Origin of the sequence: Pedobacter sp. UC225_65, from assembly GCF_042698365.1 — a bacterium.
Taxonomy (GTDB): Bacteria; Bacteroidota; Bacteroidia; order Sphingobacteriales; family Sphingobacteriaceae; genus Pedobacter.
This window is the reverse complement of record NZ_CP170550.1, coordinates 1401873-1423642: the sequence shown is the minus strand read 5'-3', so window position 1 is coordinate 1423642 and position 21770 is coordinate 1401873. Positions and strand designations below refer to the sequence as shown.

Annotated in this window: 18 protein-coding genes, 1 other RNA gene and 3 pseudogenes; 8 read left to right on the top strand and 14 right to left on the bottom strand. The window is 38.6% G+C overall.

Annotated elements, in window-relative coordinates; translation table 11 throughout:
- The first annotated feature begins 19 nt into the window (after nt 1-19).
- From ACFJIZ_RS07495 to ACFJIZ_RS07475, 5 genes and pseudogenes are all read left to right on the top strand, one after another.
- Nucleotides 20-574, top strand: a complete 555-nt coding sequence (locus tag ACFJIZ_RS07495) for a hypothetical protein (RefSeq protein WP_379091854.1) — start codon at nt 20-22, stop codon at nt 572-574.
- Between the two features lie 59 nt (nt 575-633).
- The gene (locus ACFJIZ_RS07490) at nt 634-1740 is read left to right on the top strand and encodes a redoxin domain-containing protein (RefSeq protein WP_379091853.1); all 1107 of its coding nucleotides are present in this window, start codon (nt 634-636) and stop codon (nt 1738-1740) included.
- Nucleotides 1741-1846: 106 nt separating this feature from the next.
- Nucleotides 1847-2537, top strand: a pseudogene (locus ACFJIZ_RS07485) (response regulator transcription factor).
- A 183-nt stretch (nt 2538-2720) separates the two neighbouring features.
- Nucleotides 2721-3442: pseudogene (locus ACFJIZ_RS07480) on the top strand (RluA family pseudouridine synthase).
- 42 nt (nt 3443-3484) lie between these two features.
- Nucleotides 3485-5275, top strand: a complete 1791-nt coding sequence (locus ACFJIZ_RS07475) for a chloride channel protein (RefSeq protein WP_379091852.1) — start codon at nt 3485-3487, stop codon at nt 5273-5275.
- A gap of 42 nt (nt 5276-5317) precedes the next feature.
- Here ACFJIZ_RS07475 and ACFJIZ_RS07470 read toward each other — a convergent pair.
- From ACFJIZ_RS07470 to ACFJIZ_RS07415, 12 genes and pseudogenes are all read right to left on the bottom strand, one after another.
- Nucleotides 5318-6716 (bottom strand): annotated as a pseudogene (locus ACFJIZ_RS07470) (sigma-54-dependent transcriptional regulator).
- Between the two features lie 162 nt (nt 6717-6878).
- An RNA gene (rnpB, locus tag ACFJIZ_RS07465) (RNase P RNA component class A) lies at nt 6879-7240 on the bottom strand.
- Nucleotides 7241-7527: 287 nt separating this feature from the next.
- Nucleotides 7528-7845 carry a c-type cytochrome gene (locus ACFJIZ_RS07460; protein WP_379091851.1) on the bottom strand — a complete coding sequence of 106 codons (318 nt, stop codon included), beginning with the start codon at nt 7843-7845 and terminating at the stop codon, nt 7528-7530.
- 11 nt (nt 7846-7856) lie between these two features.
- Nucleotides 7857-8501 carry an SCO family protein gene (locus tag ACFJIZ_RS07455; RefSeq protein ID WP_379091850.1) on the bottom strand — a complete coding sequence of 215 codons (645 nt, stop codon included), beginning with the start codon at nt 8499-8501 and terminating at the stop codon, nt 7857-7859.
- 140 nt (nt 8502-8641) lie between these two features.
- Nucleotides 8642-8911: a YHS domain-containing protein gene (locus ACFJIZ_RS07450; protein WP_379091849.1), complete on the bottom strand. Its 270-nt coding sequence runs from the start codon at nt 8909-8911 to the stop codon at nt 8642-8644.
- A 2-nt stretch (nt 8912-8913) separates the two neighbouring features.
- Nucleotides 8914-9546 (bottom strand): SCO family protein, encoded by a 633-nt coding sequence (locus ACFJIZ_RS07445; RefSeq protein ID WP_379091848.1) that lies wholly within the window; start codon nt 9544-9546, stop codon nt 8914-8916.
- Nucleotides 9530-9976: a hypothetical protein gene (locus ACFJIZ_RS07440; protein ID WP_379091847.1), complete on the bottom strand. Its 447-nt coding sequence runs from the start codon at nt 9974-9976 to the stop codon at nt 9530-9532. The genes ACFJIZ_RS07445 and ACFJIZ_RS07440 overlap by 17 nt, the downstream gene beginning before the upstream one ends.
- Nucleotides 9977-9985: 9 nt before the next feature.
- Nucleotides 9986-10909, bottom strand: coding sequence for a transporter (locus tag ACFJIZ_RS07435; protein WP_379091846.1), 924 nt, complete (start codon nt 10907-10909; stop codon nt 9986-9988).
- An 8-nt stretch (nt 10910-10917) separates the two neighbouring features.
- Complete coding sequence (locus tag ACFJIZ_RS07430; protein WP_379091845.1) at nt 10918-11964, bottom strand: cytochrome-c peroxidase; 1047 nt, start codon at nt 11962-11964, stop codon at nt 10918-10920.
- Nucleotides 11965-11969: 5 nt separating this feature from the next.
- Nucleotides 11970-12269, bottom strand: a complete 300-nt coding sequence (locus ACFJIZ_RS07425; RefSeq protein WP_379091844.1) for an MbnP family protein — start codon at nt 12267-12269, stop codon at nt 11970-11972.
- Nucleotides 12190-12819 (bottom strand): MbnP family protein, encoded by a 630-nt coding sequence (locus ACFJIZ_RS07420; protein ID WP_379091843.1) that lies wholly within the window; start codon nt 12817-12819, stop codon nt 12190-12192. Before ACFJIZ_RS07420 ends, ACFJIZ_RS07425 begins: the two co-directional genes overlap by 80 nt.
- Before the next feature lie 245 nt (nt 12820-13064).
- A complete protein-coding gene (locus ACFJIZ_RS07415; RefSeq protein WP_379091842.1) occupies nt 13065-13460 on the bottom strand; it encodes a hypothetical protein in 396 nt (131 codons plus the stop codon).
- 128 nt (nt 13461-13588) lie between these two features.
- Here ACFJIZ_RS07415 and ACFJIZ_RS07410 point away from each other — a divergent pair, with 128 nt between their 5' ends.
- Both ACFJIZ_RS07410 and ACFJIZ_RS07405 read left to right on the top strand, forming a co-directional pair.
- Nucleotides 13589-15718 carry an alpha-L-fucosidase gene (locus ACFJIZ_RS07410; RefSeq protein ID WP_379091841.1) on the top strand — a complete coding sequence of 710 codons (2130 nt, stop codon included), beginning with the start codon at nt 13589-13591 and terminating at the stop codon, nt 15716-15718.
- Nucleotides 15719-15733: 15 nt separating this feature from the next.
- On the top strand, nt 15734-17725 hold the full coding sequence (locus tag ACFJIZ_RS07405; RefSeq protein WP_379091840.1) for a glycoside hydrolase family 2 protein: 1992 nt from the start codon (nt 15734-15736) through the stop codon (nt 17723-17725).
- Nucleotides 17726-17856: 131 nt separating this feature from the next.
- Here ACFJIZ_RS07405 and ACFJIZ_RS07400 read toward each other — a convergent pair whose 3' ends face one another.
- Nucleotides 17857-18369 (bottom strand): hypothetical protein, encoded by a 513-nt coding sequence (locus tag ACFJIZ_RS07400; protein WP_379091839.1) that lies wholly within the window; start codon nt 18367-18369, stop codon nt 17857-17859.
- Between the two features lie 6 nt (nt 18370-18375).
- A complete protein-coding gene (locus ACFJIZ_RS07395) occupies nt 18376-20109 on the bottom strand; it encodes a phospho-sugar mutase (RefSeq protein WP_379091838.1) in 1734 nt (577 codons plus the stop codon).
- A 175-nt stretch (nt 20110-20284) separates the two neighbouring features.
- Between ACFJIZ_RS07395 and ACFJIZ_RS07390 the strand changes: the two genes are divergently transcribed.
- Nucleotides 20285-21598 (top strand): aspartate kinase, encoded by a 1314-nt coding sequence (locus tag ACFJIZ_RS07390; protein WP_379091837.1) that lies wholly within the window; start codon nt 20285-20287, stop codon nt 21596-21598.
- The last annotated feature ends 172 nt before the right edge of the window (nt 21599-21770 follow it).

Here is a 21770-nt window from a genome sequence, read left to right as displayed (position 1 = left end):
TGGCCGAATAAGACTTGCCATGCCTGCTTTGCCAAAAGAGCTGGCCAAACAGTTGGTTACAGAATTGGGTATTAGTCATGCAGAGGCAAATATGTTGGCAGAAGATACCGAGCTTTATCAGTATTTTACTGTTGCAAAAGCCACCATCAAAACACAGAAAAGTTTGGTCAATTGGTTGCTTGGCCCGATCAGGGCATTGTTGAACGAACAAAATAGCACCATTAGCGGGTATCAGGTTAAACCGGCCCAATTGGCTGCAGTAATTAACCTTGTTGATGATAAAAAAATAAGTCAGGCCATCGCTTTGCAAAAACTGTTGCCTGCCTTAATAACGTATGTAGGAGATGATGTAGCAGCTTTGGCGCAACAGTTGAACTTATTGATCGTTGAAGATAATGATGCACTAGATGGATTTATAGCTGAAGTATTGACCAAATACGAAGCACAAGTACAAGCTTATAAAACTGGTAAAAAAGGCGTTTTAGGCTTGTTTGTTGGCGAAGTGATGAAGTTGGCCAAAGGAAAGGCAGATGCGAAAAAAATTAATGACTTGTTGATAGAAAAATTAAAATAGATGACAGTTGCCTACTTTAATAGGTTGCTACACCATCAAAAACAATAAATACAGATTACATGAGAAAATTAGGTTATCTACTTGTACTGGTTGCGGTTTTAGCAGCTTGTAAAGACAAATCAAAGTTCACTGTTGAAGGTAAATTTGAAAACCCGGGCACTGAAAAGAAAGTTTACTTATATGGTATGGCAAGCAACAACATGCAGTTGTTAGATTCGACGGTACTGTCAGAAAAGGGAGAGTTTAAATTTACCAAGGTGGCACCAGAAGCCGATTTTTATCGTATCAATGTGGGCATGAACGAATATTTGGTGATTGCCAAAAATGGAGATGTGGTTAAATTAACCGCCGACCTCAATAACAAAAACCATGATTATCAGATCAGTGGGGCAGAAGATGCAGATAAACTGACCGAGTTTAATGCGTTGAAATTTAAATATACTTCGAACATTGAAAAGATAAAAGCTGATTTTGATGAGAAGGTAGCTGCACATCCTGAGCAACGCGAGCAATTGGTAACACAACTTTCACCAGTTTATATGAAAGCACTGGAAGACCTGAACAAAGCGGTGATCAAGTTCGCACAAGACAACACCAAATCTTTGGTTAGTTTTTACGCGATCAGCATGGTCAATCCTTCAGGTAATGAAGATGCAATGATAGCCTATGCAGAAAAAGTAGGTGATGATTTAAAGAAAAATACAGCCGTTAAAACATTTGTTGAAGGTATTGCCAAATTAAAAGCGGTACAGGTTGGACAACCAGCACCAGAATTTAGCATCAATGGTCTAGATGGTAAAACCATCAAACTAACAGATTTTAAAGGTAAATATGTGCTGTTGGATTTTTGGGCTTCGTGGTGTGGACCTTGTAGACAAGAGAATCCTAATGTGGTTAAAGCCTACAATACCTTTAAAGACAGAAATTTTACCATTCTTGGAATTTCTTTGGATAAAGATAAAAACGCTTGGGAGCAGGCCATTAAACAAGATGGCTTGATTTGGAACCATGCAGGTGAATTGGCTGATTTTGAGGGTACTACAGTAAGACTTTATCAAGTGCAAGCCATTCCGAGTTCTTTCTTGATCGATCCTAACGGAAAAATCATTGCCAAAGATTTAAGGGGCGAGGCTTTGGATGCTTTTTTAAATAAAACCTTACCTTAAAACATATTTAATGTTAAAATAATTAAGTGGTTTAACAATTTGTTAACCTGATTTTAACCCAATATTGCAATTGTATACTTACTTTCGTAATAAATAAAACAAAGCAATGAGCACAGCCAAGCAGAAAATATTAATTGTTGATGACGAGCCAGATATTTTAGAGCTGATTGAGTACAATCTCAAAAAAGAAGGTTATCAGGTATTTTTAGCAAATAATGGTCAGGATGGGATTTCAGTTGCAAAAAAGGTACATCCCGACTTAATTATTTTAGACATTATGATGCCTAAAATGGATGGGATAGAGGCCTGCCGCTTAATGAGGGCAATTCCAGAGTTTAAAAATACATTTATGGTGTTTTTAACTGCTAGAAGTGAAGAGTATTCTGAAATTGCTGGATTTAATGTAGGAGCAGATGATTATATCGCTAAGCCAATTAAACCAAGAGCATTGGTAAGTAGGATCAAACGCCATTCTTCGTAGAAACTCAAGTGGAGAAGAAGTGTCGGATAACAAGGTTGAAATAGGGGATTTGGTAATTGATAGAGAAGCTTATCTGGTTTTCCAAAATGGAGAAAAGGTAGTTTTGGCCAAAAAAGAATTTGAACTATTGTACCTATTGGCTTCTAAACCAGGCAAGGTCTATACCAGAGAATCGATCTTGAAAAACATTTGGGAAGATTCGGTAGTGGTAACCAACCGTACCATCGATGTACACATCAGAAAACTACGCGAAAAACTAGGAGAAAACTACGTAGCCACTGTAAAAGGTGTGGGTTACAAGTTTGAACTGAGTTAATTCAAATCTTAAAATATTAAAAAGTCTCGGCATTTGTCGAGACTTTTTTTGTTCAATGTGCAATTGTTATCTACTTGACTTCATTGTTTCCGCTATCATATCAGCTGAAATCCATTTTCCTCCTTGTTTTCCATCAATCCCCTTAAATATTTGTACTTTTGTACTTTATTTTAAGAACACAGCGTGAAATACCCAAACTTTAAAGACCTTATCCTATTCGAAAACGATGATTACATTGTGGTAAACAAACCTCCATTTATTGCCTCATTAGACGAGCGTGGTGCTGCAGGTGAGGTCAATATCTTACGTTTGGCCAAGCAATATTCAGCTGATGCGCAGGTTTGCCACCGTTTAGATAAGGAAACTTCTGGAGCTATAGTTATTGCCAAAAATCCAGAGGCCTATCGTAACCTGGCCATGCAATTTGAAAGAAGAAAGGTGAAAAAATCTATCATGCTGTGGTAGATGGTCAGTATCAGTTCGACAATCTTTTTGTGGATTTACCCATCTTAAACGATGGCAATAAAAATGTAACCATTGATCGTGTAGAAGGTAAACGCGCTGAAACTTATTTCAACTCCTTAAAATACTATAAACATTATACTTTGGTAGAGTGTAAGCCGGTAACAGGCAGGATGCACCAGATCCGGATCCACTTAGCTACTCAACGTGCGGCCATTTGTGGCGACCACATGTACAAGGGTAAACCAGTTTATCTATCGGCCATTAAAAAGGGGTATCGTTTGTCAAAAGACGAAGAAGAGCAGCCGATCATGAAAAGATTTGCCCTCCATGCCAAAGAAATTGTTTTTAAAGGACTTGACGAACAGGATATCCATATTGAAGCACCTTATCCAAAAGATTTTACCACGCTGTTAAAGCTATTGGATAAATTTGATGCCTAAAGAGAACGCTTTCGATTTTCTTTGCACTAAATAAAATGATGAATGTATATCAAATTGGTAAACTACATTGATAAACTAAATCTATACCGAAAAACAAAAATCTCTAACCGGAATTTTCTGGTCATTGCTGCGCTTATTGTGGGTGTTTTAGCTGGTCTCGCTGCAGCTTTGCTCAAAACTTTAACCCATCACATCGAAGAATTTTTACAGACCGACCTGCATTGGGAGTATAAGTATTACTTGTATCTGCTGTTTCCATTAATTGGTATCCTGCTTTCGGTAATGTATGTGCGCAGGTTTATCCGTAAAGGTAAGTTTGAAACGGGATTGACCCCTTTGTTGTATACCATTTCCAAGAAATCGAGCAAGGTAGAACCCCATAACATCTATTCGCAGATCATTACAGCGGCATTAACGGTAGGTTTTGGTGGTTCTACAGGATTGGAGGCCCCGATTGTAACCAGTGGTTCATCCATTGGCTCTTCTGTAGGGCGATTTTTAGGTTTATCCTACAGAGAAACTACACTCTTATTGGCCTGTGGTGCCGCTGCAGGTATCGCTGGTGCATTTAACAGTCCGATTGCGGGCATTGTATTTGCCATCGAGATTTTATTGCCAGAATTTACGATTCCAGCTTTTATCCCACTGTTGCTTTCTTCTGCCACCGCTGCTGTAGTAGCACGTTTTTTTTACAACGAACAGTTGTTCTATCTGGTAACCGAAGGCTGGAAAACCTCCTCTATTTTCTACTACGTTATCTTAGCTTGTTTGGTTGGCTTGTTCTCCATCTTTTTCGGGAAGGCCAATTATGCCATCAAAAACTTTTTCTATCAGATCAAACATCCTTATAAAAAGGTAATCTTAGGTGGTTTAATGCTTGGTGCATTGGTTTTTCTTTTCCCCACTTTATATGGAGAAGGTTACATTACCATCAAAAACCTATTAAAGGGAGATACTACGGCAGTGATCAGTAATAGCATCTTCTCGTCTTATAGCGGTGTGCCAGGACTGATCATCCTATTTACTCTGTTTACCATATTTGCCAAATCTGTGGCTACCTTGGTTACTTTGGGTGCAGGTGGTAATGGTGGTATTTTTGCACCCAGTTTAATTGTGGGTGGTTTAATGGGTTTTATTGTGGCATTCACGATCAATACCTTGGGTTTTGCACAGGTTAATGTGGCAAATTTTATTGTAGCCGGCATGGCTGCTTCTTTGGGCTCGATCATGCACGCCCCTTTAACAGGTATCTTTTTGATTGCCGAGATTACAGGTGGTTATATCTTGATGGTTCCTTTGATGATCACTACCGCGATTGCCTACCTGATCAATAGAAGTGTAAATAAATATTCTATCTATACAAAACCATTGGCCGATAAAGGGCAATTGTCTCATCACGAAGATAAAGACACCACGGTATTGAACATGATGAAGTTGAGGTACCTGATCGAGAAGGACTATTTGGTGTTAAATGAAAACGAACTGATCCAAGATCGAATGCCAGAGATTTTACAGTCTAAGCGAAATATTTTTCCAGTAGTAGGAGAGGAACAGCAGTTTAAAGGTCTGGTATATGTAGAAGAGCTATTAAAGAAATCATTCAATAGTCAAACAGCAATGCCAGATACCGTAGAACAGTTAATGGAATTGGCGCCAGCGGTAATTGATGTCAATGCTGAATTGAAGGAAGTTTTACAATTGATGGAGAAAGAAAATGTATGGATCTTGCCTGTAGTGGATGAAGATGATACCTATATTGGCTTTGTTTCCAAAACAGCTATTTTTAATAAATATAGAGCTATGTTGAGCAGACAGGCTGATTATATGAACTAAAATTGTTGTAGGTTATGCTTTTCACAACCTACAACAATGATGTTATTCTGCTCTTTTAAGACCAAATTTTTCGATCTTGCTGTAAAGATGACTGCGTTGGATTTCGATATCGTCGGCAGTTTTGGAAACGTTCCAATTGTTTTTCTCTAGTTTATATTTGATAAACTCTTTCTCTGCATAATCTTTATAATCCTGAAAGTTAGAAAACTTCTCGTAGTTTACTGCAGCTCCATTTGTTGCAGCTAATGCTGCATGTCCATTTGCAGCTCCAATATTTGTTCCACCAGTTGGGTTGGCAAAAGCGATCACATCGTTTTCGGTAATGGTTTTATCGCTCAGGATGATCAATCGCTCGATCATGTTATGCAGTTCACGCACATTCCCAGTCCATGGTAAGGTTTTTAAAGCTTCCATACCACCTTCGCTGATTTTTTTAACAGGCATGCCGTAATCGCCACAGATCTTCTAAAAAGCTTTGCGCAATTACGGGGATATCGTCTGTACGTTCAGTCAAGTGTGGTACATGGATGTTGATCACATTTAAACGATGGTACAAATCCATCCTGAAATTGCCATCTTCGATCTCTTTCAACAGATCTTTATTGGTAGCGGCAATTACACGTACGTTTACATCCAATTCCTTTTCACCACCTACACGAGTAATCTTATGTTCTTGTAGGGCACGTAATACTTTGGCTTGAGCAGAAAGGCTCATGTCGCCAATCTCATCCAAAAATAAAGTACCACCATTGGCCAGTTCAAACTTTCCGATACGTTGTTTTACGGCAGAAGTAAATGATCCTTTTTCGTGACCAAAAAGCTCACTTTCTATCAATTCGGAAGGAATGGCTGCACAGTTTACTTCTATCAATGCACTTTCAGCCCTATTCGATTTTTCGTGGATCCAACGGGCTACCAATTCTTTACCACTTCCGTTGGCTCCGGTAATCAACACACGGGCTTCGGTAGGGGCTACGCGTTCTATCGTTTCCTTAATTTTTCCGATACTTTCAGATTCTCCTAAAATATGACGGGTTTTACTTACCCTTCTTTTTAAAACCTTGGTTTCGGTAACCAACGTTCCGCGGTCTAAAGCGTTACGAACGGTGATCAATAACCTATTTAGATCTGGTGGTTTAGATACAAAGTCGAATGCTCCTTTTTTACTGGCTTCGATGGCTGTTTCTACAGTCCCATGTCCAGATATCATGATAAAAGGAAGACCTGGCTTTAGAACCAATGCATTTTCAAGCACCTCCATACCATCCATTTTATTCATCTTGATATCGCACAATACCAGATCGTAATTATTTTTTTTGATGAGCTCTAATCCATCTATACCGTTGTCGATGTCATCAACTTCGTAGCTCTCATATTCTAAGATTTCACGTAGTGTACTTCTTATCGCTCGCTCATCATCTATTATTAGCAATTTTGCCATGGGATACATTTAATTTTTAGTGGTACTAATATATTATTTTTTATGGAATGTATAGTTTTTCGTACAATTTGTTACGCAATAAACGGGAAAATAGCTAAAAGGTTTTGGCCGATTTAAAAACGCCAAGTTTAATTGTTTATATTATTGTGGAGAAAGGCTGTAAAAAAATGCAAGCCTATAAGCCGGGTTCTGTTCTCTTCTATCATTAATCTAGTATAAACGTTGCCGTTTATCTCTAACGACCTACCCACTAACATCGGACGAGCAGCCCTACGTGCGTTAGCCTATTTGGTCTTTCAACTCCCGGGGTTTACCAAAACACTAATCACTTAGCGAGTTCGTGAGCTCTTACCTCACGTTTTCACCCTTACTCCAATTGCTTGTAGCGGTATATTTTCTGTGGCACTTTCCGTCATTTAGGCCTTCAATCCCAAATTCCTTCCCGTTAGGAAGCGAGATGCTCTATGTTGCCCGGACTTTCCTCCCTACTGATTGCTCAGAACGGCGATAGAATGGCTTGCATTTTTGCCAAAGATAGCATTTATAGTCGGTAGTGCGAAGGAAGTAGATTAGAGTAAATGAAGGATAGGAAATAGTCTGGAAGTGATATTCCAGACTATCCCTTATTGAATATGAATTAGATTTTTATGAATCAATGTCTTGTAACACTGAAACTCTATATTAGTTACTCTTGACTAAAGACTAGAGACTAACGACTATTTACATTCCTTAAGGTCTAAAGCAACCTGTTCGTATGTGTACATGCCTTGTTTGTTGCCAAAAGAATTGGTGATATAAACAATGACCTGGGCTATATCAATATCAGGCATTTTTTCGAATTCGGGCATTTTACCTTCATACTTTTTACCAGGATCACCACACCTTTGTTAGACCCATTTTTAATGATACAGGCCAATTGGGCTTTGTTGGTTTTTAAAAACACTGTGTCGGTTAATGGTGGTGCCAATTCTCCTAAGCCTTCTCCATTGGTGCCATGACAGTTCTGGCAATTCTTGATATAGATATCCTTGCCACTGGTCAAGTATTTGGCCTGTTCAATTTCTCCCTCACTTTGGCAAGAATAGATGATGCAACAGACGGTAGCCGAAAAAATGGCAAATAAGATCATTCTTCGCATGTTTATTTCTTTTCTTCGGCCAATAAAGTAGCAATATCTTTTTTAAGCTGTTCTACCTGGTCTGTTTTGGTCCCATCGTAAGCACCACGCATCCTTTTTTCTTTATCGATCAGCACCAACCAACCTTGGTGGATATAACCATCTCTTGCGGTACTATCTTCTTGTACGGCTACCAGGTAATCGTGTTCTGCCAAACGATAAACTTCTTCTTTGCTACCATAGGCGAATTGCCATTTGGCCCCATCAACACCTAGTTTTTGTACATATTTCTTTAATACAGATGGTTTGTCGTATTTAAAATCGATGGTATGTGATAAAAACATCACCTCTGGATTGTCTTTGTATTGTTCGTAAACCGTCTTTAGGTTTCTGTGCATGGTTGGACAGATCGTGGTACAAGAGGTGAAAAAGAAATCGGCAACATAAACTTTTCCTTTGAAATTATCCTGTGTGATGTAGGTGCTATCCTGGTTCAGTAACTTGAATGCAGGAATGGTCTGATAGATTGTGTCTACTTTCTGGCTTCCATCAGCGGCAGTAACCACTTTGGCTTCACGATTGCCATAAATGGGAAGGGTTTTGTTGTTGTTACAAGCACTAACAATACCAATTAGTAAAGCTAAGGCTGGAAGAATAATTCGTTTCATAATTTTCAAATTGTAAAGGTAATATAAAATTAGCTAGCCACCTTAAATTCTATACATTGTGACAGCCCAATTAATAAACTCCAGCTGGTACACTGACCAACTGGAGTTATAGAGATTCATATTTATTGCCTATCCATTACCTAATTTTTAGGCTTTTTGATATATTTAGTTGGTTGGGCAACAAACTTGTTTTTACAAGTAGCCGAACAAAAAGTATAGTTTGCCTTTTCGTAAGTGTAATTTTCGTTGGTTGAAGATTTGGGCCTGATCTTCATTTTACAGACTGGATCGATCAATTCTTTTTTAACAGTGTCTGTTGTTTTTTGTTGGCCTTGGGTACTTTCGTTAATGGTAACGGTAGAAAGTTGAACGCCAAATGCCAATACGCCAATGATTAAAATTGTTCTCATGATTATTGTTCTTTTAAAAGGATGTCCATATCTGTCATTAATTTTTGTACCTCGGCATCAACTGTACCATCATAGGCACCACGGATGCGTTTTTGTTTGTCGACCAAAATCAGGTAGCCCTGATGTACAAAACCTCCAGGTGCTTTATTGTCTTCTGTAACTGCTACCAAGTAGTTTCTTTCGGCTAAGGCGTAGATCTGATCGCGGGTTCCCCATAAAAACTGCCAGTTTTTACCTTTAATGCCCATTTTTTTTGCATAGGCTTTCATGACCGATGGTTTATCGTATTTGACATCGATGGTGTGCGAGGCAAACTTAACGCTCGGGTTGTGCTCAAATTTTTGATAGACCTTAAACAAGTTACGGTGCATGGTGGGGCAAATGGTAGGGCAAGTAGTAAAAAAGAAATCGGCCACATAGATGCTATTGTCGAAATCTTTATCGGTTACTTCCACACTATCCTGATTGAGCAGTTTAAATGCTGGAATGGTACTAAAAATTGTGTCTTCAACAACTTTACCATTAACCGTTTTTTGGGTGGTTTCCATTTGCAAAAAGGGTAGGCGTTTAGGTTCATCCTTACATCCAAAACTAAAAATGAGTAGGATAGGGAGGTATTTAATTAGGTTTTTCATTATTTCTTTGTTTTAAATAAACATTTGACGAATTGATCTCTTGCTGATAAGCCTTGGCAATGGCAGCAATCTTTTCTCGCTCAGCTTTAAAGTACTGTAGGGTAGCTTCTGGAGAAGGGTCCTTAAAATCTGCATTGAAATTGTGCATCCAATCGTTCATCTGATCTTCAGCCCTTGTTAAACGGACCAACATTTTGTTGATGAGCTCTTTTTCCTTTACTGTATCTATGGTTGGATTTTTAGTTTTTATTCCTTTCATGTCTCTCAGTAAAGTATCCAATTTCATCTGGTTGCCGATAATGGTTTCGTTGTCCATCATCAATTGGTCGTGAAATTGCATCAGCTCTGCGCGTACATTGTCATTGTTTTCTTTTGGTGTACAAGACACCATCATTGCCATTAGAAATAGGCATTGGATTATTTTTTTCATATTTTAAAATTAAAATGGGATGGATACATGGACCATTAATCTGTTTCCGGCGTAGGCTCTACCACCCGCCAGGTTTTGCGACCTTACATTTTGGTAGTTTGCGCCAAATGAAAATCCGGTAAGCGCAAATTCTGCACCCATTACTGCCGACAAAGAATGTCCACCTGATACGGCAACATCATATTTTTTGTCTTCAACATCCTTTTGTGCAGTTTCATATAACAAACCTGCATTGGGTGCTACTGTAAATGAATGGGCAATGCGGAATTTGTAATACGCCAATACATTGGTCGAAAACTTATTTCCATAGCGGTAAGCATATTTGTTTTCGGTATTGATCTTATAGTTGACGTTGGCATTGATCCCAAGGTCCTGGTAACGGATATCGTAAGTGGCATTGATCGTAAAATCGACACTGGCAGTACCCAATTGAAAGTTGTTTGGAGACTCTTGAACAGCCAACCTTTCTTGTTGCTCATATTTGCCAGTTGGTACTTTGATACCTGCCCCAAGCCAAAGCGATTGGATCAGCAGTTTATTGCCCAACATACCTTCGTGGTTGAGCAATTTATAATAACCCATCAGCGCTATATCGCCGATTCCATTTTTGGTACCCTTGCCTTCCTGACTTTTACGCTCATTTAAATTGTAAGGTAAGATGGCCAACACCCTGAATTTGTTGCCAATGTTCCAACCACCCCAAAGCTCAACACTTTGATAGCTTTCGTTGGCGGTTAAGGGTGTATGTTCGCCAAATGGCCCCAAATGGGTTTGGAGCGTCTTATATTGATAGCGTAGACCCAAGAATCTTTTGTTATATTCTGGGAGGATACCCACATAGTAACTCCCTACGCCACAACCGCAAATATCGCAGGCCTTGGAAGAAAGTACAAGGAAGGTGAGGCATAAACTGAGGATGATCTTTATTTTCATATCTGTAATTATTGTTCAGCTAAACTGCTGTTGTTGATAAAAGTTTCGTCGTTCAACGTATTCAAAAAGGCCAGTATCTTGGTCTTATCTGTAGCAGATAATGTAATTCCTAATTTGCCACTCTGTTGCAATATGGGACTTAAATTGGGAAGGTCTTGTACCTGACTACTGTAATGTTCCAATACGGCAGTTAATGAAAAATGCCTGCCATCGTGCATATACGGTGCAGTATAACGCAGGTTTCTTAACGACGGGACCTTGAATTTGTAGCGGTCGCTATCAATTAATGTTGCAGTATATAAACCCAGGTCATTTACAGGGCTTGGTGCCAAACCATTGTTTCTAAACGATCCATCCGTAAATAAAGGTTCGGTATGGCAGGCGGCACATTGCTGTTTAAAAAGCATATAACCTTCCTGTTCTTCCGTAGTAAAAGAGGTATTGTTCTCTTTTCGCATCACCCTATCGTATTTGGAATTACTGCTTACACACATCAACATAAATTGGGACAAGGCTTTCATCATCCTTGCCGTATTGATCTCTGAAGTTCCAAATGCACTCTTGAACAATGCAGTGTATTTAGGCATCAATCGAAGCTTGGCCATTACATTTTCTAGATTTTCATCCATTTCCTCGTGTGCGGTGATGGGCACAATAGGTTGTAGATCGAGGTCAAATACACCACCGCCCCACATAAAGGCTTTGTTCCAAGCCAAGTTCATGATGGGAGGAGAGTTGCGTGTGCCCAAGCGATCATCAATGCCATGGCTCACATCATGTCCATGTTGTGTAAAAGCCGACGATTGGATATGGCAAGAACCACAAGAAATGCTATTGTCCCTAGAGAGTCGACCTTCATAGAAAAGTGTTCTACCCAATTCAAAACCCTCTTTTGTAACCTTGTTATTGGCAAAATTGTAAACAGGCTCTGGAAAATTAGCAGGTTTCTGAAACCCTAAGAATGATGTAACTTGATCATTCAGCTGCTCAGATTTTTTGCAGGCGATTATAAATAAGCAGCAAATTAATGCTGCTATCCAATGATTCCTCTTCATCGATCTTAATTTTCTGTATGGTCGTGTTTAAACATTTCCGTTAGGTTTTTGGCAATACTGGTGCTGTATTGACTGAACATTACGGTTGGGTGTGCAGCAATGCTGAAACCGTTGCTGCCGTTAAAAAACTTCATGACATCAACAAAAAGATGGATATTGCTCTGTCTATCTTTCCTTACTTTGGCTATACCAGCTGCATTCAGGTCTATGGTAACCGTTTTAATGTTATTGATGGTTGGCGCACTGTAACCACCAAAGCCACCAATATGGTACCTGAATGCTTTTTTTCCAGTTGGATTCTCCATTTACATCATCTGATATGACGTTTGAATTTCCCTCAAACTTAAAGAAGATATATCCCGCATTCCATCCCCAGTACATTCCATCGGTCATGCCTCCAGCAGGATCAAGTACCCCTTTTCGTTCTGCGATATCCATCGTACTGCGTAAACTATCTACACCAATGGTAAAGGTAAGTTTGGTGTAGTCTGCCTCTGGTACATTTACTTTGGCAAAACGGGTACTCTTATCGCTAGATTTGATTAAAAAATAACTCTCATCCTGTTTTACAGTATAGGTTTTTCCTGATGCTGTAGTAAGCTTTATGTTGCTGATGAAATACTGTAGCTGAGAAACGGTAAATTGTTCTCCAGCAGCATTGGTATAAGGAGTAGTGGTATTGTTTAAGGTCAAAGTTCTATCACCAATTATATTGTCGAATTCTACAGAAAGTGGAGCAAGTTTGCTTTCATTAAATGCTGGTACGGGTTCGCTGTTTTTAGAACAGGCGGCAGTTATAATGGTAATGGTTATTAATAGGAAAATCGATTTTAAATTTTTGATATATGTTTTCATGTGAATGAATTTTAATAATTGTTCGGATTCTATTGCCCATGGTGTATAAATCAGCACTGGCAACTTGGACCAAACTGTTTTTATAACCTTGTTTAGGGCAATAAAAAGTGTGTAATAAAGCCAATAACAATAGGTTTGTTAGCGGCATTATCTTTTGAATAAATAAGTTGGATTTTTAAACTAAAGGCACAAGTATGCCCAGTCTCTTTTATAGAAAGAGCTATTTTAGTTCAAATAAAAAGTAATTAGGCCTGTTTTGGCGGATGGAAGATTGCAATAGCCGTGTTGATCGGTTTTTGCTGTAGGTAAAACGTAGAAACAGGTGATAGATCGATTTCGTAAACTGGAATGAGTAAACTGGCAGTAACGGGTGCTACTGTCTCGATCATCCTTTTTAAGTTCTCTTGGTCCTGCTTGTTTTTTTGTTCCAATTCTTTCAGTTTAATGTCCATAAAACATTTACCCTCGCAATGAAGTTCAGGTTTGTCTTTGTTAGAACAGAGTACTGATGAAATGTAAGCCTTATTGAATGCATAGGAAGAGGAAAGCACCCAATAATTGAAACAATTGGTAAGAATACCAAAAAGTAAAAATAGGGCAATAAGTCTTCTAAAGATTGACATCGCTGCAAAACTAAACATTTTTGTGTCGAGTTTACAGCAAAAACTGTATATTAATTTCCAAATTTAGTTGACTGATATGAATGGAATATCTTTCCGTTCATGTGTTTAACAACCAAATATTAAACTAATCTAACCGAACAACTACCATGAAAAAACTACTAATCTTATTGGCATTAGCTGTTTCATCAGCTACGGCCCAAATCTATCAACCCAATTGGGAATCTTTAGACACCAGACCAGTTCCACAATGGTTTAAGGACAGTAAATTTGGAATTTTTATCCATTGGGGCGTTTATTCCGTACCGGGCTTTTGCTCAAAGGGGAATTATGCCGAATGGTACCAACAAGGATTGAATAGTGGAGATACCGCTAGGATCAATTACCACAAAACCAATTTTGGCAATCAGTCCTATTACCAATTTGCAGACCAGTTTAAGGCAGAACTTTTTAAGCCAGACGAATGGGCCAACCTGATTGAAAAATCTGGAGCCAAATATGTGGTGTTGACGACTAAACATCATGATGGATATGCACTGTGGCCAAGTAAGGAAGCGGACAAAACTTGGGGCTTCCCTTGGAACTCAGTAACTACGGGGCCGCACAGAGATCTGGTTGGAGATTTGTTTAAAGCCATCCGTAAAACTTCAGTCCATCCGGGTATGTATTATTCTTTATATGAATGGTTTAATCCACTTTGGTTAAAGGATAAAAAGAGATATGTTGCAGAACACCAATGGCCACAGATGAAAGACCTGATCAACACCTATAAACCCGACGTTTTTTGGACCGATGGAGATTGGGACCTCTCTGCTAAAGCATGGCAGAGTGAAGAGTTTTTGGCCTGGTTATACAACGAAAGTCCTGTTAAACAAAATATCGTAACCTATGACCGTTGGGGTTCTGGAGTACGCTTTAAGCATGGTGCAGTTTTTACACCAGAATATCAGCCCAACGTCGATTTTGAAGACCATTATTGGGAAGAAAGCAGGGGGATGGGCCTTTCGTATGGTTACAATAGGGAAGAAGATGCTTGGGATTACAATTCAACACAATCTTTGGTTTTGCAGTTGATTGACAAGGTAAGTGGTGGTGGTAATTTTTTATTGGATATCGGACCTGATAAACATGGCAAGATACCACCCATTATGCAAGAACGCTTGTTGCAGATTGGTAATTGGATGGATATTAATAAAGAAGCCATCTATAATACAGAACGTTGGATGAAGGTTTCACAATGGTCTGAAGGTAATCGAGAATACAAGGCGAAAAATGGCAGTGGAGATTATCTACTTAAAGTTACTATTGACCCAGATCCAGGTTATGCAGTTAAAAACTGCTTTTTTACCTATAACCCTACAACCAATAATCTATATGCCTTATTACCAAAGTATCCTTCCAACAAACAATTTGTACTACAGGATCTGGTACTTAAAAAAGATACACGTATTGAATTGTTAGAGACAAAAGCAAGTTTAAGATGGGAACAAAAGGGAACAGATGTTGTCATTACCTTGCCCGAATTTGATCCAAACCGGATTAAAAGCAATTATGCTTATGTGCTGAAAATTTTCAATACAGGTGCATTTACCAAAAAACCAAAAGTAACCGTAAACTATTTGGGTGGTTCACTCAGTCCAACAGTTAGTATTTCGGCTGCACCACAAAGCGAGATCAGGTATACTTTAGATGGAACAATACCAACTGAAAACTCCCTATTGTATCAAACACCTATATCGATTAAAAACAGTGGATTGTTGAAAGCAACGGCCTTTTCGAAGGGGTTGATCCCAAGTAATATGGTTAGCACATCGGTAAAAGTGCACCAATGGCAAAAAGCGATACAACCGTCAAAACTAATAGCAGGACTTGCATTAAATGTTTATGAAGCTGAAGTGTCGACTGTTGCTGCATTGGATCATGTAAAACCCATAAAAACTTTGATTGCCAAACAAGTATCAATCAATGATACCACTAAAAAGGAGAATGTAGGGATGGTTTACAATGGTTTCATAAAAGTCCCTGCTGACGGCGTTTATGAGTTCTATCTGTCTTCTGACGATGGTAGTAAACTTTGGATTGGCGATGAAGTATTGGACAATGATGGTCCGCATGGAAATATAGAACAGACCGGTATATTTGCCTTGAAAAAAGGATTTCATAAGGTTAAGCTTTCTTTCTTTCAAGGCACGGGAGATGGAGCCTTAGAATTAAAAGTAGCCTCATCAACCCTAAAAAAACAGACTGTACCTACAAGTTGGTGGTTTTACAACAAATAACGATTAAACTTTATCATGTTCAATAAAATACTTTTAACCTTTAGCTGCTTATTTTGTCTAATCTTTAAGGTAGATGCACAACTTGTAAGCCAACAACTCACCACAAACTGGGTATTCCAAGAGCAAGATGAAGCCAAATGGTATCCCGCAAAAGTTCCTGGCGAGGTACATGTAGACCTTTTGACCAATAAATTGATTCCCAATCCTTTTTATCGCGATAACGAAAAGAAAGTACAATGGATAGAAAAGGAAAACTGGGATTACAAGACCACTTTTTCAGTTTTGCCAAACGTGTACCAAAAAGCCAATATTGAACTTGTATTTGATGGATTGGACACTTATGCAGATGTTTATCTAAACGGTAAGCTGATCTTAAAGGCAGACAATATGTTTAGGCAATGGAAGGTAGAAGTTAAAAGCCTGCTCAAACCAAAAGACAATAAATTATTGGTCAGGTTTCGTGCTGCGCAAAACGTAGTCGATTCTTTGGCAAAGGCCGATGTGCCTTATATCATTCCAGATAACCCCAGAGCTTATGTGCGCAAGGCGCAATTCCATTTTGGTTGGGATTGGGGGCCGAAATTAACAGGTTGTGGCATTTGGAAAGCAGTAAGATTAGAAGCCTATAACCAAAAACCAATAGAAAAAACCTTTGTGCCACCGATAAAAGTAGAACTGGTTCAACAACCTGATGAAAAGGGCAGCTCTTTCTATTTCAACATCAATGGAAAACCAACTTATATGAAAGGGGCCAATTATATTCCTTCTGATGCTTTTGTAACGCGAATGACCAAAAACGATTACAGAAAAATGCTGATGATGGCCAAAGATGCCAACATGAACATGCTCAGGGTTTGGGGAGGTGGAATTTACGAAGATGATGCTTTTTATGATCTGTGCGATTCTTTGGGTATACACGTTTGGCAGGATTTTATGTTTGCAGGTACAATGGTGCCAGGCGATCAATCCTTTTTTGCCAATGTAAAGGAAGAGGTAAAATATCAGGTGAAACGCTTGAGGCACCATAAAAGTATTGTGGTTTGGTGTGGGAACAATGAAATTGATGAGGCTTTTAACCGATGGGGATGGCAAAACCAATTCAGGATCAAACAGAAAGATTCGGCCAAGCTTTGGAACGATTATACCAGGTTGTTTAGAGATAGTATTCCGAAATGGCTGAATGAGGTAGACAGTAGCAGACCTTATGTAAGTACTTCGCCTAGATATGGTTGGGGTGTGAAAAATAGCTTTACCGAAGGCGATAGCCACTATTGGGGAGTTTGGTGGGGAGGTGAGGACTTTGAGGCCTTTGAAAACAAAACTGGACGTTTTGTAAGTGAATATGGGATGCAGGCCATGCCCAATTATTCGAGCATTTTAAAGTTTACACAACCACAAGATCGATATTTGGCTTCCGATGTGATGAAGAACCATCAAAAGGCAGGCAATGGCTATCAGAAATTGGATGGCTATCTGAAAAGTTATATGCTGGATGAGGAAAAGATAAAGAAGCTTTCTATTGCAGACTATACTTACCTCACGCAATGTGTGCAATATTATGGTTTTAAAAATATGATCTTGATCCATCGCAGTAAAGAACCTTATAACATGGGTACCTTGCTTTGGCAACTGAACGACTGTTGGCCAGTGGCGAGCTGGAGCATTACCGATTATTATGATCGGGCACCCAAAGCCGCTTGGTACGCAGTTAAAGAAGCTTATAGAGATGATGTAAGGCCAGAAAGGGATGTAGTAAAACCGAAAGATTTAAAATTGACCAATCCTCAAATTACTTATCAGATTATAGGGAACAAACTTGTGTTCAAATCTTCTGCTTTTGCCAAATATGTATATGTAGATCTGGTTGGTTATACGGGTAAACTAAGTGACAATTACTTTGACCTAGAGGCAGGTAAAGAAAAGGTCATTACTTTTGACCAAAAAGCACTGAAAACAAAAACAGTTGCAATAAAGATCAAATCGCTTTGGAATGTGATTGGAAAGTAACTTGTGTTGGTCGAGAAATGCTTTCTCGACCTTAAATAATAGTGGATTTTTAATCTACTTGATCTTAAACAAAGAAGGTCAGTCATTAGACCAACCTCTTGTTGTTATATTTTTAACGGTTTTAATTCAAATTACTTTCTCAAAATAAGTTTTGATTTTAATAAGTCCTGTACTGAAATAAAATCTGGCAGATATACTTTATCTACAACATAGATGATATCTTGACCTCTATAAATTAATAGATAGTTTTTATAAAAGGCATACGAATCGAAAGCTCTCCATTTATGTTGCATTGCCTTTTGGGAATCTTCGTAGGCTATACCTTCATTAGAAAAGATGAATTTGTAATCCATGTTTTCTTTTTCATACTTGTCTGCAAGAGCTGTTATTCTTTTAAAATACTCTTTATGAGTACTTATCGTAATTGAGATATAACTTAAAGTTAATCCAACTAAAAACATACTCATCATTGTAGGCCATGATGTATAACCAGCTTTTTCAATTAAAGTCATTGAAATACAGACTATGGTCAAAAATAAATAAAGCAAAAACCTTTTATAAAAAGACCTAAGCGCTAATCTAATTTTAAGCTTTTCTGCTTTTATATATTCTTTCTTATCAAATTTAATATGAAATTCAACCATTGATTCTTAAGCCTGTAGGTCTTCCATAATCGTTTTGATTTTTTCAGCAAGTTTAACCTCGGTATCCTTAAAATCAGCAGCACTTGCCAATGGTGTATTTACACTGCAATAGAACTTGATCTTAGGCTCTGTACCACTCGGGCGGGCCGATATGATGCTTCCATCAGCGGTAATGAACTGCAGTACATCAGACTTAGGAAAACCGAGTTCTTTGCTTGAATTGGCTTTGATATTCGTTTCTTTATTCAGTTCGTAATCTTTTAGGGTAACTACCTCAGAACCGCCCAATTTGGCAGGTGGGTTGTTCCTAAATTGTTCCATCATCGCCTTGATCTCTTCGGCTCCGGTTTTACCTTTTTTGGTGATCGAAACCAAATCTTCCTTATACATGCCATAAGTTACATACATATCAATCATCGCTTGATATAAGCTGCTGCCCTTATCTTTATAAAAAGCAGTCATTTCTGCAATAAATGCACAAGAAATTACCGCATCCTTGTCTCTCACCAGATCACCCACCAAATAACCGTAACTTTCTTCGCCACCAGCAATAAAGGTCTTTTTACCTTGCAAATTGGTCATTACTTGCCCAATCCATTTAAAGCCAGTTAAGGTGTTAAAGTACGCTACATTTTTAGCATCGCAAATGGCTTTGATTAAACTTGTAGTTACAATGGTAGATACCACATATTCGTTGCCGGTTAACTTTCTTTTTTCTTCCCAGGCTGTTAAAATGTAATTGATCAGCAAACTGCCGGTTTGGTTACCATTAAGCAGTACAAATTCACCATCATTGTTTTTTACAGCTATACCTACGCGATCTGCATCAGGGTCTGTTGCCAAAACCAGGTCTGCATCAATTTCTTCAGCCTTTTTTAGGGCAAGTGTTAGCGCTTCTTTTTCTTCAGGATTTGGATAGACTACCGTTGGGAAATTACCATCAGGTTTACTTTGCTCCTCTACGATGGTTACATTGGTAAAGCCAAATTGGGTCAATGCTTTTGGTACCAAGGTAATTCCTGTACCATGGATAGGAGAATAGACAATCTTGAGGTCATGCTCACGTTTAATGGCATCAGGCGATACCGAAAGTGCCGTAATCTGATCCAAGTACAATTGGTCTATTTCTTCACCGATCAGTTCGATGTTGCTTTCGATACGGCCAAATTTAACCTCATCTATGCTGGTAATGGCCGCAACCTCATTCATTACCATTTTGTCGTCTGGCGAAGTAAACTGTCCACCATCATTGCCATAGGCCTTATAGCCATTGTATTCTTTTGGATTATGTGAAGCCGTTAACATTACCCCGCTTTTGCAACCCAAATGGCGGATGGCAAAAGAAAGCTCAGGTGTTGGTCTTAAGGCCGAAAAGAAATACACATGGATGCCATTTGCAGAAAATACATCAGCAGTGATCTGGGCAAAGTAATCAGAATTGTTTCTGCTGTCGTGCGCAATAGCTACACTGATTTTTTCACCAGGGTATTTCTTGTTCAGGTAATTGGCCAAGCCTTGAGTAGCCGTTCCGATGGTATATTTGTTGATGCGGTTAGAGCCAGCACCCATAATGCCACGCAGACCGCCTGTACCAAACTCCAAGCTTCGATAAAACGAATCGGTCAGTTCTGTATAAGCTTCAGAATCCAATAAGTTTTGGATACTTGCTTTTGTATCTTGGTCGTAATTACCATTAAGCCATTGATTTATAGTTGTTAAGGTCGATTGTTCTAGTTGCATATGTAATCAGGTTGAAGTTGGTATGTGAAACAAAACAGAATAAAAATTGTTCAAATCATTTTTCGAGAACGGTTTCAGAATTTTATTTTGCCATTAAAGCGGAAATTAGCCTTCTTTTCGTTAATTTCACGCCCCGTTACAATAATAAGAAAAATACCAATTCTATAAATTAAAAATGAAAATATTAAAATTTGGTGGTACATCTGTAGGTAGCCCAGAGCGCATGAAAAAATTGTTGGACATCATTGATCCAACCGAAGAGCAAATCGTTGTATTATCGGCCGTGTCTGGTACTACAAATAGTCTAGTAGAAATTTCAGCCAAGCTATTGAAGGAGGAGAAGAAGGAAGGTGCCCAATTGATTAATGTTTTACATCAAAAATATAACGAATTTGTAATCGAGCTTTTGCCGGAAGGCGATTTTAGAGAACAAGGACAAGAGGTAGTGGATTACCATTTCAACTTTTTGGCTTCATTGGCTAACGATATGTTTACGCATATTGAAGAAAAGGTTGTTTTGGCGCAAGGAGAATTGCTTTCAACTACTTTATATCACATTTACCTGAAATCTATCGGTGTAGCATCAGTTTTGTTGCCAGCTTTAGATTTTATGAAAATCGATGAAGACAACGAGCCTGATATCTTGTTTACAACCGAACACTTGATGCCTTTATTGGCACAGCACAGCGAAAACAAGTTGTTTATTACCCAAGGTTTTATCTGTAGAAACAGTTTTGGCGAAGTAGATAACCTCCGTCGTGGTGGGAGTGATTATACTGCTTCTTTATTGGGTGCGGCAATTATGGCCGAAGAAGTGCAGATCTGGACAGATATTGATGGGATGCACAACAATGATCCACGGATTGTAAAAGGAACCAAGCCGATTTCGCATTTGTCTTTTGATGAAGCGGCTGAGTTGGCCTATTTTGGAGCAAAAATCTTGCATCCGCAATCGGTTTTTCCTGCCCAGAAATATAAAATTCCAGTACGTTTGTTGAACACCATGGAACCTAAAGCTTTGGGCACCGTGATTAGCACCGAAAGTGAAAAAGGCAAGATCAAATCTATTGCTGCAAAAGACGGAATTACAGCTATCAAGATTCAATCGAGCCGAATGTTGTTAGCTTATGGTTTTTTAAGAAGGATTTTCGAAATCTTCGAAAGATATAAAACACCAATTGATATGATCACCACTTCTGAGGTAGCGGTATCATTGACCATTGATTTTACAGATAACCTGGAAGATATCATTAAAGAATTGAACTCATTTGGTAGTGTAGAGGTAGATAAAGACCAAACAATCATCTGTGTAGTTGGCGATTTTGGTGCCGAGAAACATGGTTATGCCGCTAAAGTTTTAGATTCGATCAAACATATTCCGGTAAGAATGATTTCTTATGGGGGTAGTGCCTATAATATTTCCTTATTGGTAGGCACGCCTAATAAAGTAGAAGCTTTAAGAAGTTTGCACGATAGGATTTTTGAATAGGTTATCTTTTTCTAAAATAGAAATAAAGAAAGATAATAATTAAGAAAAGGAGTAGAGAGAGGCGAATCCTTCTTTCAAATTCCATTCGGCTAATGCGCTGATTTTTGTAATCAATGTAGTTGCCGATATAAATAACGGTCATAACGACCAAGAAGATAATAAATAGAAATTT

Coding starts and splice junctions, on each gene's coding strand:
- ACFJIZ_RS07495 (WP_379091854.1), top strand. CDS start 20: ATGCCTGCTTTGCCAAAAGAGCTGGCCAAACAGTTGGTTACAGAATTG.
- ACFJIZ_RS07405 (WP_379091840.1), top strand. CDS start 15,734: ATGTTCAATAAAATACTTTTAACCTTTAGCTGCTTATTTTGTCTAATC.
- ACFJIZ_RS07450 (WP_379091849.1), bottom strand. CDS start 8,911: ATGAGAACAATTTTAATCATTGGCGTATTGGCATTTGGCGTTCAACTT.
- ACFJIZ_RS07445 (WP_379091848.1), bottom strand. CDS start 9,546: ATGAAAAACCTAATTAAATACCTCCCTATCCTACTCATTTTTAGTTTT.
- ACFJIZ_RS07430 (WP_379091845.1), bottom strand. CDS start 11,964: ATGAAGAGGAATCATTGGATAGCAGCATTAATTTGCTGCTTATTTATA.
- ACFJIZ_RS07435 (WP_379091846.1), bottom strand. CDS start 10,909: ATGAAAATAAAGATCATCCTCAGTTTATGCCTCACCTTCCTTGTACTT.
- ACFJIZ_RS07395 (WP_379091838.1), bottom strand. CDS start 20,109: ATGCAACTAGAACAATCGACCTTAACAACTATAAATCAATGGCTTAAT.
- ACFJIZ_RS07460 (WP_379091851.1), bottom strand. CDS start 7,845: ATGATCTTATTTGCCATTTTTTCGGCTACCGTCTGTTGCATCATCTAT.
- ACFJIZ_RS07400 (WP_379091839.1), bottom strand. CDS start 18,369: ATGGTTGAATTTCATATTAAATTTGATAAGAAAGAATATATAAAAGCA.
- ACFJIZ_RS07415 (WP_379091842.1), bottom strand. CDS start 13,460: ATGTTTAGTTTTGCAGCGATGTCAATCTTTAGAAGACTTATTGCCCTA.
- ACFJIZ_RS07390 (WP_379091837.1), top strand. CDS start 20,285: ATGAAAATATTAAAATTTGGTGGTACATCTGTAGGTAGCCCAGAGCGC.
- ACFJIZ_RS07490 (WP_379091853.1), top strand. CDS start 634: ATGAGAAAATTAGGTTATCTACTTGTACTGGTTGCGGTTTTAGCAGCT.
- ACFJIZ_RS07475 (WP_379091852.1), top strand. CDS start 3,485: ATGTATATCAAATTGGTAAACTACATTGATAAACTAAATCTATACCGA.
- ACFJIZ_RS07455 (WP_379091850.1), bottom strand. CDS start 8,501: ATGAAACGAATTATTCTTCCAGCCTTAGCTTTACTAATTGGTATTGTT.
- ACFJIZ_RS07420 (WP_379091843.1), bottom strand. CDS start 12,819: ATGAAAACATATATCAAAAATTTAAAATCGATTTTCCTATTAATAACC.
- ACFJIZ_RS07440 (WP_379091847.1), bottom strand. CDS start 9,976: ATGAAAAAAATAATCCAATGCCTATTTCTAATGGCAATGATGGTGTCT.
- ACFJIZ_RS07410 (WP_379091841.1), top strand. CDS start 13,589: ATGAAAAAACTACTAATCTTATTGGCATTAGCTGTTTCATCAGCTACG.
- ACFJIZ_RS07425 (WP_379091844.1), bottom strand. CDS start 12,269: ATGGAGAATCCAACTGGAAAAAAAGCATTCAGGTACCATATTGGTGGC.